General features: G+C 28.8%; 12 protein-coding genes. 1 reads left to right on the top strand and 11 read right to left on the bottom strand.

The features are described from left to right. The first annotated feature begins 202 nt into the window (after nucleotides 1–202). Nucleotides 203–379, top strand: a complete 177-nt coding sequence (locus ABJG40_RS10130; protein WP_348024460.1) for a hypothetical protein — start codon at nucleotides 203–205, stop codon at nucleotides 377–379. Nucleotides 380–856: 477 nt separating this feature from the next. Here the strand turns inward: ABJG40_RS10130 and ABJG40_RS10125 are convergent, their stop codons facing one another. The 11 genes from ABJG40_RS10125 to hemA form a co-directional block, all read right to left on the bottom strand. After that, on the bottom strand, nucleotides 857–1600 hold the full coding sequence (locus tag ABJG40_RS10125; protein ID WP_348024459.1) for a DUF6263 family protein: 744 nt from the start codon (nucleotides 1598–1600) through the stop codon (nucleotides 857–859). 94 nt (nucleotides 1601–1694) lie between these two features. Next, complete coding sequence (locus tag ABJG40_RS10120) at nucleotides 1695–3002, bottom strand: dihydrolipoamide acetyltransferase family protein (RefSeq protein WP_348024458.1); 1308 nt, start codon at nucleotides 3000–3002, stop codon at nucleotides 1695–1697. Between the two features lie 301 nt (nucleotides 3003–3303). Further along, a complete protein-coding gene (locus tag ABJG40_RS10115) occupies nucleotides 3304–4524 on the bottom strand; it encodes a S41 family peptidase (RefSeq protein WP_348024457.1) in 1221 nt (406 codons plus the stop codon). Nucleotides 4525–4811: 287 nt separating this feature from the next. Continuing rightward, nucleotides 4812–5714 (bottom strand): oxygen-dependent coproporphyrinogen oxidase, encoded by a 903-nt coding sequence (gene hemF, locus ABJG40_RS10110; RefSeq protein ID WP_348024456.1) that lies wholly within the window; start codon nucleotides 5712–5714, stop codon nucleotides 4812–4814. After that, a complete protein-coding gene (locus ABJG40_RS10105; RefSeq protein WP_348024455.1) occupies nucleotides 5695–6450 on the bottom strand; it encodes an EI24 domain-containing protein in 756 nt (251 codons plus the stop codon). Before ABJG40_RS10105 ends, hemF begins: the two co-directional genes overlap by 20 nt. A 146-nt stretch (nucleotides 6451–6596) precedes the next feature. Beyond that, nucleotides 6597–7625 (bottom strand): uroporphyrinogen decarboxylase, encoded by a 1029-nt coding sequence (gene hemE / locus ABJG40_RS10100; RefSeq protein WP_348024454.1) that lies wholly within the window; start codon nucleotides 7623–7625, stop codon nucleotides 6597–6599. 5 nt (nucleotides 7626–7630) lie between these two features. Beyond that, complete coding sequence (locus ABJG40_RS10095; RefSeq protein WP_348024453.1) at nucleotides 7631–8077, bottom strand: protease complex subunit PrcB family protein; 447 nt, start codon at nucleotides 8075–8077, stop codon at nucleotides 7631–7633. Between the two features lie 3 nt (nucleotides 8078–8080). Then, nucleotides 8081–9370 carry a glutamate-1-semialdehyde 2,1-aminomutase gene (hemL, locus tag ABJG40_RS10090; protein ID WP_348024452.1) on the bottom strand — a complete coding sequence of 430 codons (1290 nt, stop codon included), beginning with the start codon at nucleotides 9368–9370 and terminating at the stop codon, nucleotides 8081–8083. 64 nt (nucleotides 9371–9434) lie between these two features. Beyond that, nucleotides 9435–10400, bottom strand: a complete 966-nt coding sequence (hemB, locus tag ABJG40_RS10085; RefSeq protein WP_348024451.1) for a porphobilinogen synthase — start codon at nucleotides 10398–10400, stop codon at nucleotides 9435–9437. Nucleotides 10401–10404: 4 nt separating this feature from the next. Next, nucleotides 10405–11997 carry a hydroxymethylbilane synthase gene (gene hemC, locus ABJG40_RS10080; protein ID WP_348024450.1) on the bottom strand — a complete coding sequence of 531 codons (1593 nt, stop codon included), beginning with the start codon at nucleotides 11995–11997 and terminating at the stop codon, nucleotides 10405–10407. A gap of 10 nt (nucleotides 11998–12007) precedes the next feature. Next, on the bottom strand, nucleotides 12008–13243 hold the full coding sequence (hemA, locus tag ABJG40_RS10075; RefSeq protein ID WP_348024449.1) for a glutamyl-tRNA reductase: 1236 nt from the start codon (nucleotides 13241–13243) through the stop codon (nucleotides 12008–12010). Nucleotides 13244–13273: the final 30 nt, after the last annotated feature.

The following is a 13273-nucleotide window of genomic DNA, read 5'->3' as shown; positions in this document are numbered from 1 at the left end:
TTAGCACTCAACTTATAGTAAAACTACAAAAGCAGTTGTATCAAAAAATTGCTTTGTTACATAAGCAACATACCTTCTTATTTTTTAAAATTACTTCTAGTAATTCAATTTCTACTTTATACTTAGCTTAAAAACTCTTTTTAAGCACATGCTGAAAAGCACTCTATGATAAAATAATGTTTCACCATTTATCATTAATAACATGTATAAAAACACAAAATGTTTAGAAAAATCTAAACACGTATTACTTTGGATTAAAAGAAAAACAATCTTAATTTTTACCGCTTTAATGCTTGGTTTCTCAAATTCTATTAACGAAGAAGAAAAATCTATTTTTGGTAAAGAAACCCAGATAGAACAAAGAGATAAATGGAATTAATTTAATACTAATTTTAAAAAATGAAAATGGTTTCTATATATAATCATTAAATAATTTAGAAAATGAAAAAAGTTATATTAACTTTAATTATTATTTTTTACTAATGTTACCTTAAGTTAAGAATAGAAAGAATATTTATATTCCGTAAATTCTTTTCTTAGAACTTTTGACGATGTTTATTACAAACCTTTTCTTTTAGATAACAATCATTTTTATTATGATATTAAGGGTGATAATGAATCTAAAATTTTAATTACTAAGCTATTTCAAAAATTAAAATATTTTGTAAAGAAGGAAACTAAACTGTTTTAGAGATGTTAAATATGATTTTATGTTATTTAGGATATCTAACATTGAGTTTAACACACCAGTATTTACTTTTTTAATAAACTTATTGGTAGTAAGTATTCTTTAAAATAAATATACCTTTTTGAGAAAACAAAGAGGTATATTTATTTTATAGCTAGACTAAAAAAATTATTTTTTACTCATAGTCATTGTAATCTTAGATTTTGATTCTTGTCCACCAATATTCATATCCATATTTATAAAGCTTTCAACAGGAATCCCAGAAGATGTTTCAATATTCATATTTCCAAAAATTTTACCAGTTGCCATACCTGAAATATCACCTGTTAGATCTAAAACTATTGTTTTATTAGAAATAGATTTTACTGTATAAATAAAATTCATTTTCATTCCTTTTTCATTTTTAACCATATTCCAAGAGCTTCCAACTTTTAAAGCTTCTTTTGGATAAATTATATTGCTAGATTGTTTTGCTAGATCTTCCATACCAGCAATTGTTGGTTCTATTTTAGTCTCTAACACTTCTCCTAAATTATTTCCTTTTAAGTAAATTACAGCTTTTAACATTGGTTCCATTTGAACCTTCATCATTTTACCTGTATCGTCTAATTCATCATCACTTTTAGAAGAATCATAACTAATTGCTTGTCCACCTTGTAACACATCCATTGCCATTTTAGTAAACCTCATTTCACTATCATAAGTATTATCAGTTACATCTAAAACTTTAATATCCATATTTACACTCACTCCCATAGACATTAATGTACCCATCTCTTGATTTACTTTCATTGCCACATTATAAGTAGCACCTTTTTCGTAATTTAATCTAAGTAAAACTTCGTTTTGAGAATCTTGAGCAATAGTTACATTTGCCGCAATTACTAAAAATAATACAAATAATTTTTTCATTTTTTTCTTTTAATTTATAGAACGAATATAATTCTTTACAACAAAAAAACACTCACAAATTGTGAGTGTTTTAGTATAAAATATTATTTGATATTTAAATATCTTGATTCACATCCCAAGATTCTAAAATATCTTTTAAAGTTTTAATAAACATACCACCTAAAGCACCATTTACAACTCTATGGTCATAAGAATGCGATACAATCATTTTTTGTCTTATTCCAATAAAATCTCCTTGAGAAGTTTCTATTACTGCAGGTAGCTTTCTAATAGCCCCTAATGCTAAAATAGCTACTTGAGGTTGATTAATTATTGGGGTTCCTGTAATAGAACCAAAACTACCAACATTTGTTACAGTATAAGTTCCGTCTTGAATTTCATCTGGTTTTAACTGATTTGCTCTGGCTCTTACCGCTAAATCATTTACAGATTTTGTGATACCAACTAAATTTAATTGATCTGCATTTTTTATAACTGGTACAATTAAATTTCCATCAGGTAAAGCTGCAGCCATCCCTAAATTAATATTTTTCTTTTTAATGATAGAATCTCCATTAACTGCTATATTAATTAGAGGGTACTTTTTTATGGTAGTTGCAATTGCTTGCATAAATATTGGTGTAAAAGTTAATTTTTCTCCTTCTCTTTTAAAGAAAGCATCTTTAACTTTATTTCTCCAGTTTACAATATTAGTAACATCAATCTCTATAAAAGACTGAACATGAGCAGATGTCTGTAAAGAATCTACCATATGTTTGGCAACCAATTTACCCATTCTACTCATTTCTATAACCTCATCTTCTCCATTTACAGAAACAGGAACTGCTTTTACAACAGGTTTTTCTACTTTTTTAGGTGCTTCAGTTTTTGTAGAAGTAACAACTTTTATAGAATTCTTTCTTTTTTCTATATAAGATAGAATATCTTCTTTTGTAACTCTTGCGTCTTTACCAGAACCTGTTATAGAATCTAATTCTTCTTGAGTAACTCCTTCTGTTTGCGCAATATTTCTAACTAGTGGTGAGTAAAACTTTCTCGAATCAGTTTTTTTTGCTATTGGAGCTGAAACTGTATCTACAACTTGCTCTATAGTTTTTTCTAACTCTTTTACTACTTTAGGAATTTCTAAATTGGTTATGGTTTCTGTTTCAATTTCTTCGCCTTCAATTTCTATAACAGCAATTGTTTCTCCAACAGCAACAACATCATCTTTTTCGAATAATATTTCAATTAAGGTACCTTCTACTTCAGATGGTACTTCAGAATCTACTTTATCTGTTGCTATTTCTACAACAGCATCATCTAATTCAATGGTATCTCCAACCTCTTTTAACCAAGAAGTTATGGTTGCTTCTGCAACACTTTCTCCCATTTTTGGTAACTTCAATTCAAATCTTGCCATTTTTATCTGATTTTACAGATTGTAAAAGTACAAAAATTCGTTTATTTTTCACTAATTTTAATTTGTTAAAAAAAATAAAAGGATAAATTTATTTTACATTATTCACAAAAAAACAACCATTAAATACATTTTTAATATATTAAATTTAAAAATTATTAAAAATTAATGATGTTTTATAACTTTAACTATAATAGTCTGTTCTTTTAAATATTAAAATAACATCCATTTATAAAGTATATTTTTATGCTTGTTTTTAAACAAAGCAAACTCTTACAAAAATACTCTCATTTTAAAACTCATTTTACTTTAATAATTGAAAAGCTTTTAGTAGAACTTCATCTTTATTTTCATTTCTTTTTTGATGTACATAATACCAAGGAACAAATTTTTCTCTTGCAACACCATCTACATGAAATAATTTATCTGTAGTAATTCTATAACCATAATTTCTATTTTTAAAATAGTATTGCCTCATAGAACCTGCCAACCTTTCCATTTCAGTACCAATTACTTTTGCTCTTTTCATTCCATCTAAACCAATAGCCAAACCTTCTCCCATGCTTCCTGTCCACCTACTAACTAGTAACAATACGGGTTTATTATATATTTTACCTCTAGGAGAAACAAACTCTACCCAACTTTTTTTAACTATTGGATTATTGCCATATTTTTCTTTAGAAACATGCTTTTGATAAGGCATTTCTGTATTTATTAACCTTCCCATAATACCTCTTGCCACATAAGTATTACCTCCGTCAACTGTATTTCTTAAATCTATAATTAAAGCCTTAGTATTAAATAACATATTTAATTCTTTATCAAATAATTCAATTAAATTATTATTTCCTAATGAATTATTAATTTTAACTACTCCAATATTATTTTTAATATAACTAGAGATAAGTTTACTGTTTTTTTTAAGCTTTATTTCATCTAAATTTAAGGTTATAACTTTATTATTAATAAGCTTTAAAGTTAAAATTCTTGGTTCACTATAACGTCCAGAAATAATTTTATTAGCAATCCATTCTCTTACCACTAAAGAGTTTTTACTACTACAATGTGTTGGAAATTTATTAATTTCTTTCTTAAAATTATTACCATTTATTTGCAAAACTTCTGCACCAATAATATTTGTTTTTGGATTTATAATATTAGAAACCCATATATTTTTTATAATTATTTTGTTATTTTGAATAGAAAGGTAAAGAGGAGAATGTAGTCTAAAAGAATTACTAGTTTTAGTATTTAAGATTAAGTGACTGTCATAAAATTCATCTAATAAATATTCGAAAAAAAGTGTTACTTCTTGTGTTGTATTTAATTGGTCTATTTTTTTTGAATATTTTTTTTTGATACAATCTAAATCTACCTCTTTATCATTAAAATAAATGTAATTAGTAGATAAATCTTTTAAGATTTGATTGTAATCTTCTCTTATTTTATAATTGTTAAATCCATCGTTTTGAGTGTAACAATAATTACTAAAAAAAAATAAGAGTAAATAAATTATGTTTTTCATGGTTTTTCTTATTATTCAAAAATAAAGAAATGTAGATATTATTTATCAATAACATTAATTTTTAATACTCGAAATCAACAAATATTATAATAAAAACAATAAACAAATAAAAAAACAAACAATGAATCAAATTAATAACAAAAAAATATATGATTATTATCATATTGATAAAACAAAAAAACAATGTATATTTGTAGTGTAAAATAAATAAAGTATGAGAAACAACTAGAAATATATATTTGAATTAATTTATAAAAAGCAGAAATAATATTTCTGCTTTTTTATATTTAAACCCAATTTTTAGGTTTCATTAAAATTTGTAAAAGTCTAGCTTCTTCTGAATTTTCTTCTGGATGATGATTATAAACCCATTGTACTGTTGGTGGTAAACTCATGAGAATACTCTCTATTCTACCGTTTGTTTTTAAACCGAATAAAGTACCTCTATCATGTACTAAATTAAACTCTACATAACGACCACGTCTTATTTCTTGCCAATCTTTGTTTTCTTTTGTAAATTTTATGTCTTTTCTTTTTTCAACAATAGGAACATAACTTTCTAAAAAGCTATTTCCTACTTCTGTCACAAAATTAAATCTATCTTCAATCGAGTATTCTTCAGTTTCCTTTTGATAATCAAAAAACAAACCTCCTATTCCACGAGCTTCATTTCTGTGTGCATTCCAAAAATACTCATCACATACTTTTTTAAACCTCGGATAAAACTCCGGATTATGTTTATCACAAGCGGATTTACAAACTGTATGAAAATGAGCAGCATCTTCATCAAATAAATAATAAGGCGTTAAATCTTGTCCGCCACCAAACCATTGAGTTACAATTTCTCCAACTTCATTATACATTTCAAAATAACGCCAATTTGCGTGTACAGTTGGCACAAACGGATTTATTGGATGTAAGACTAAACTCAATCCACAAGCAAAAAAATTGCCTTCTTTCACTTTAAATTGCTTTCTTAACGCTTCTGGTAACTCACCAAATACTTTAGAAATATTTACACCTCCTTTTTCAAAAACAGCTCCATTTTCTATAACACGAGTTCTACCTCCACCACCTTCTTCTCTTTGCCAAAGATCTTCTTGAAATTTTGCACTTCCATCAACTTCTTCTAATTTAGAAGTAATGGCATCTTGTAAATTTTCTATGTATTTATAAAACTGATCTTTCATTTTCTTTGTTTAATAATTCTACTGTTTTTACGGATGCAGCTGTAACTGACAATGGTAAAACAATGATAATCCCTAAAAAAGGTACTAACAAACACAACATAAAAACAATTCCGTTTCCAATAGAATAACCTTTGTTTTTAACTACAAAATTGATACTGTCTTTATAATTTAAATGACGTTCTAACGTATAATCCATATTACCAAAACCTGCATAATAAGATTGCACTAAAAACAATAATATTGTAGAAAATATATTTACAACAGGAATAAACTTTAAAAGTAAAATTGGAATTGTGATTAATAATTCTTTTCCTAAATTTCTAAGACTAATTTTTATTCCTCTTATTAATTGTTCTTGAAAAGATGTTTTTCTATGATTGTGTTGTAAATTTTTATTGATATGAGCTTCTATTTTTTCTGAAACAGGACTCATAAATGGCGCAGATAAAGCGAGTATTATGTGTTTGTATACAATTAAACCAATAACTAAAACAAAAATTCCGCCAATAAAAGATGTTATTGTAGTAAAGGTTTCTTTGCCTGTTTCCCAAACCCAGATTTTGGCTAAAAATTGTCCAATATTATCTGACCAACCATAAGCTGAAAACCCAATTATAGTTGCCGTTAAAACACTAATAATAATTGGAATTGCAAAATATTTCCAGAGTTTTAATTGTGATATTAAACCCAAAGCACCTACATATGCTTTTAATCCTGAAAGTATATTTTTAATCATTAGCGTTGGTTTGCGTTAGCGATTGAAATCGTTCGAATATCTGCTGAGATTCTTAACCTTTTTGTTTTTTCAACAAAAAGATATAATGAAAAGCGCGACTTTATGCTGATTTTTATTCAGCATAAAGTAACGCCCAAATTTATATTTTAAGAAACTTTATATTCTTTTACAGCATCGATAAATGCTTTTGCATTTTCTAACGGAATGTTTGGTAAAATACCATGCCCAAGGTTTACAACTAACTTGTCTTTACCAAATTCATTAATCATTTGATGCACCATTGTTTTGATAACTGCTGGTGGAGAAAACAATCTTGTTGGATCGAAATTACCTTGTAAAGTAATATTTCCGCCAGATAAATAACGTGCATTTCTTGCAGAACATGTCCAATCTACACCTAAAGCTGAAGCGCCAGATTTAGACATTTCGTTTAAGGCAAACCAACATCCTTTACCAAAAGCAATTACAGGTGTAATATCTTTTAAAGCATCTATAATTTGCTGAATATATTGCCATGAGAATTCTTGGTAATCTACAGGAGATAACATTCCGCCCCAAGAATCAAAAACTTGAACAGCATTTACACCAGCCGCTACTTTTGCTTTTAAATAAGCAATGGTTGTATCTGTAATTTTTTGCAATAATGAATGTGCTACAACAGGATTTGTAAAACATAATTCTTTGGCTTTATCAAAGTTTTTAGAACCTTGACCTTGCACACAATAACATAAAATTGTCCAAGGAGAACCTGCAAAACCAATTAATGGCACTTCATCATTTAATTTTTCTTTGGTCGCTTTAATCGCTTCCATTACATAACCTAAAGATTCATGTACATTAGGAACGATTACGCTATCTAAATCTTTTTGAGTACGAATTGGGTTTGGCAAATAAGGTCCGAAATCTGGTTTCATTTGTACCTCAATATTCATTGCTTGAGGAATTACCAAAATATCTGAAAACAAAATTGCAGCATCCATACCATATCTTCTGATTGGTTGCACTGTAATTTCTGATGCTAATTCAGGAGTTTGACAACGTGTAAAGAAATCGTATTTCTTTTTGATTTCTTGAAACTCTGGTAAATAACGTCCTGCTTGACGCATCATCCAAACTGGTGGTCTATCAACAGTTTCACCCTTTAATGCTCTTAAAAATAAATCGTTTTTTATCATAATATTTATAACTCAATAAATTTTATTTTCTTCTTTGTCTTCTTAATTTTTACAATGTGATAAGGCTGTATTATTGCTGTAGTTACCATATCTGTAGGTTTTGGTCCTTTTGATTTTACTTTAATTAAAAAGTTATTTCCTTCTTTTACAACTTCAATAATTTCAACAGAAAATCCTCCTGTATTTCTAACTTTATCAACAGTTACAACAATCATTTCTTTTGAAAAATTAATCGCATTTTCAAACGTTTCAGAAACTTTGTTAGTCCTATCAATTTTTGATAAAAAGGATTTCCATTCTTCTTTAGAAGAAATAACAATATTCTCTTTCTTAAAGCCTTCTGATCCGGCTCCAAATAAATTTCCTTTAGAAAGAGATGTAAAACCTCCTTCTTCATTTTTAGGGCAACCAACTAATAATAGACTAAAAATAATTGTTATAATTGTTTTCATAATTTACATTTTAGAAACAGCAAACATACCTTTATCAATTGCATTTGCAATTTTTTTGATGTCTTTATCATTTAAAGCAGATGATAAAAACCATGCTTCGAACTGACTTGGAGGTAAGAAAACTCCATTTTTAATCATTTCCCAAAAGAAAACTGCAAACTTATCTGTGTCAGATAATTGAGCTTCTACAAAGTTAGTAACGTCTCCTTTTACAAAGAAAGGATTTAACATAGAACCAAATCTATTTACTACTAAATTTACGTTGTATTTTTTAGCAGTTTCTAATAAAATCACTTCTAAAATACTTCCTATTTCTTCGAACTTTTTATACGGATTTTGTTTTTTCAATTCTGTTAAAGTAGCGATTCCTCCTGCCATAGCAATTGGATTTCCACTTAACGTTCCTGCTTGATACATTCCTCCTAAAGGAGCAACTTCTTGCATAATTTCTTTTCTTGCTCCATAAGCTCCTACAGGAAAACCTCCTCCAATTACTTTACCTAAACAGGTAATATCTGCTTCTACACCTAATAATTCTTGCGCTCCACCAAATTTAGAACGGAAACCAGTCATTACTTCATCAGCAATTAATAACGCTCCTTTTGTTTCTAAATATGCTTTTAACTCTACTAAGAAATTATTTTCAGGAATTACAACTCCCATATTACCAGCAATTGGTTCAATAATTACACCAGCAATATCATCATGCTCTTCAAAGTGTTTTTTTACACTCTCTAAATCATTATAATTAGCAATCAATGTATTTTTTACTGCTCCTTCTGGCACCCCTTTAGAACCTGGTAAACTTAATGTAGCCAAACCAGAACCTGCTGCTACTAACAAAGCATCTTGATGCCCATGATAACAGCCAGAAAATTTGATGATTTTATCTTTTCCTGTAAATGCTCTTGCCAAACGAATTCCGCTTAAAACAGCTTCAGTTCCTGAATTTACAAAACGAACTTTATCCATTACTGGAAAAGCATCACAAACTATTTTTGCTAATTTTATTTCATTTTCTGTTGATGCGCCAAAAGAATATCCATTTTGCAAGGCTTTTTCAACTGCTTTTTGCACTTTTTTATGTCTGTGACCTAAAATCATAGGGCCATAAGAAAGCACTAAATCTATATACTTATTACCATCTACATCAGTAATTTTAGTTCCTTTTGCTTTTTTGATAAACAACGGATTTCCACCAACTGAACTAAATGCTCTTACTGGAGAATTTACAGCTCCAACAAGATGTTTTAAACCTTTTTTATATAGTTTTTCTGATTTTTTGAATTTCATTTCTTTGGCTTTTGGCTTTTGGCTTTTGGCTATTCGCAAAATGCTAACAGCTAAAAGCTAAAGGCTATTTTTTTAATAATACTCTTGCTGCTTCCTTAGCAAAATACGTAATAATAATATCTGCTCCTGCTCTTTTCATAGACAGTAAACTTTCCATCATTACTCTTTCTCCATCAATCCAACCTTTTTCTGCAGCAGCTTTTACCATTGCATATTCTCCACTTACATTATAGCAAGCAATGGGTCTATCAAAATTATTTTTTAAATCTCTAATAATATCTAAATAAGACAATGCTGGTTTTACCATTAAAATATCTGCTCCTTCTTGATCATCAAAAGTTGCTTCACGCATTCCTTCATCTCTGTTTGATGGATCCATTTGATACGTTCTTCTGTCTCCAAAAGTTGGTGCAGAATCTGCAGCATCTCTAAAAGGACCGTAAAATGCAGATGCGTATTTTACAGAATATCCCATAATTGGCAAGTTTACAAAACCAGAATTATCTAATGCTTGTCGCATCATATCAATAGTTCCATCCATCATTCCTGAAGGCGCAACCATATCTACCCCCGCTTTTGCGTGAGAAATAGTTTGTTTTGCTAAGTTTACCAAAGTAGCATCATTATCTACATCGTTATTACAAAGTACACCACAATGACCATGAGAAGTGTACTCGCAAAAACAAACATCTGTAATTACATATAAACTTGGATACTTCTTCTTTATAAAACGAATGGCTTGTTGCATAATTCCATTATCATTCCAAGTTTCTGTTCCTTCATCATCTTTTTCTGATGGAATTCCGAATAATAAAACAGCAGGAATTTTTAACTCTACAACTTCATCTAATTCTTTCGAAATTCTATCCAAAGAAAAACGTTTGATTCCTGGCATTGAAACAATTTCTGTTTCGATATTTTCTCCTTCTTCTATAAATAAAGGATATACAAAATCATCTACAGAAAGTCTGGTTTCTTTAACCAATCTTCTAATTCCCTCGTGTTTTCTTAACCTTCTTGTTCTAAACATTTTTTTAGTTTGAAGCGTAATGAATATTAACCTTTTCTAACACGCTATCTACACTAGGTAAATTAGCTACTAGTACATTTTTAAAATGTTTTCTTGCTTCTTTGGCAGTAGTTTCTCCAATACAAAAAGCAACTTTTTCTGTTGAGTTATCTTGCAAATAACTTTCAATTCCTGAAGGACTGTAAAATAAAACCCCAGAAACATCATTAGAAACTTTTACTGAACTTAACATTGTTTTGTAAGCTTCTACTTCATTTACCACAACTTCATGAGCTTTTAAAAATACTGGTAAAACATCTAATCTAACATTACTACAAAAATAGGTTACTTCTTTTACTTTTAAATCTTTTGCTAAATAATCTGCTAGTTTTTTTGCACTTTTTGTAACGTAAGCAACCTTACCTATTCTATTTTCTATTAATTTTTTGGTTCTTCTACCAACACAAAAAATATTTTTGAAATTCATTTCTTCTTTTGTAAAAGAATTTAAAAGTGCTTCTACTCCATTTTGGCTTGTAATTACAACGTTTTCAATTTGATTTTTTACCACCTTTATTGGAATTCTATTAAAACGAATTTTAATAAAATCACTGTCTTCAACACCAATAGTTTTCGATAAATTTTCTTTTTGAACTTTTGAAAGTTTTTTGGTTGAATATATCTTTTGTTTTGGCACATCAATAACTTCATCTTCTGCCATTAATTCTTTGCCACCTCTATTAATTATATAATCTGCACAATCTTTAGCAAGGTATCTATGACGTCCCATAGGTGCAGTTTTTTTAACTGTAATTTTTTTAGAACCATCTTTTTTTAATAAAACTCCTTGAAAATTAATCTCTTCCGTTTTATCATCAACATAAGCTAAAGCACCAATTGGCGCTGTACAACCACCTTCTAAAAGGTTTAAAAACTCTCTTTCTATACCAACACAAACTTTAGTTTCATGATGATTTAATTGCTCGCAAGCATCTTTTACATAATCGTCTTTTTCTAAAGCGGTAACCATTATTGCGCCTTGTGCTGGTGCAGGAAGCATCCAAGTTAAAGGAATTGCACCTTTATCTCTTATTCCTAATCGCTCTAAACCTGCTGCTGCGAAAATAGCTCCATCCCAAGTCTCACTTTCTTCTAATTTTTGTAAACGTGTATTTACATTTCCTCTTAAATCTTCAACTTTATGAGTAGGATATCTATTTAACCACATTGCTTTTCTTCTTAGACTACCAGTAGCAATAACTCCTGCTGGTTGACCAAAAAATTCTTCATTTCCTTTTAAAACTAACAAATCTGTATAATTTGCACGTTTTAAAACTGCTGCTTGAATAATTCCTTCTGGTAAAACTGTAGGTACATCTTTTAGAGAATGTACTGCAATATCTATATCGCCATTTAGCATAGCAATATCTAAATTTTTAGTAAAAACACCAGTTACTCCAAGCTCATACAAAGGCTTATCTAAAACAATGTCTCCCAAAGATTTAATTGGAACTAATTCTGACTCGTAACCTAATTCTGTTAATTCTTTACGCACTTTATTAGCTTGCCAAAGCGCTAATTGGCTATCGCGAGTTCCTATTCTAATTATTTTCTGCATTGGTTGGTGTTTAAGATTGAAAAACCTTATTTATTACTTGTAAGCTTTGGGAAACAGATGTATCTTCATCTTTTAAATGTTTCACAAACTGTGTAGTTATCTTTTGTATAAAACGTGAAGTTAAGATTTCTGCTTGACTTTCATCAAAATCTGTAATTTTTTTCTTCTGAAAATTAATTTCGTCGTTTTTAATATTTTCTAATGATTGCTTTAAAGCAGCAATTGCTGGTGTAAATCTTCTATGGTTTAACCATTCATTAAATTCTGCTTTGTGTGTTTCTATTATAGTTTCTGCAAATGGAACTTCTTGTTGACGAACAGCTAAAGTTTCATCTGTAATTTTAGAAAGTTCATCTACATTCACTAAAGAGATACCTTTAAGATAAGAAACATCTTTTGCCACATTTTCTGGCATAGATAAGTCTAAAATTAATAATTCTTTATTTTTAGAAATTTGCTGTTTTGTAATGGTTGGTTTATCTGAACCTGTAGAAACAATTAAAACATCTGCTTTATTAATTTCTTCAGATAAATTTTCGATTAGAGCTTTTCTTATTGAAGAATGATCTTTTACAAATTCTGTTGTTTTTTCTTCTGTTCTATTAATTAAACAAACCGATTTATTTTGAGTATATTCTGCTAAATTTTTACAAGTATGTTTCCCCATTTTACCTAAACCAAAAACTAAAATATTTTTAGAATTATAATCTGGTAAATTCTTAACTATATATTGCACAGCTGCATAAGAAACAGAGGTGGTACCAGAACTTAATTTGGTGTCATTCTTTACACGTTTACTTGCTTTTAAAACACTATTTAATAATCTTTCTAAATAAGCATTTGTTGTTCTTTGTTCTTTAGCTAATTTAAAAGACTGTCTTAATTGTCCAACAATTTCATAATCTCCTAAAATCTGACTTTCTAAACCTGTACCTATTCTAAATAACTGCTGTATAGCTTCTTGGTTTTTGTAAACATTAGAAACTTTAGCAAATTCTTGAATTGTTCCTTCAGAAAACTCACACAACAACTCTATTAACTGGCAAGGACGCTCTGCAAAACCACTAATTTCTGTTCTATTACAAGTAGATAAAACAAACACACCTTCAAAACCTTTTTGTTTTGCAAGTTGTAACAACGAAGTTTGATTTTCTTTAGATAAAGAAAATTTTCCACGCGTGTTAGCATCCGCTTTTTTGTAACTAACTCCAATATTATAAAAGTGCTCTTGCCTGATTTCTTGCATTTTATTCTATAAAGTTCCACAAAAATAGAA

The organism is Polaribacter sp., assembly GCF_039939415.1.
Classification (GTDB): domain Bacteria; phylum Bacteroidota; class Bacteroidia; order Flavobacteriales; family Flavobacteriaceae; genus Polaribacter.
The sequence above is the reverse complement of the archived record's forward strand: the minus strand, read 5'-3'. Positions and strand labels throughout refer to the sequence as shown.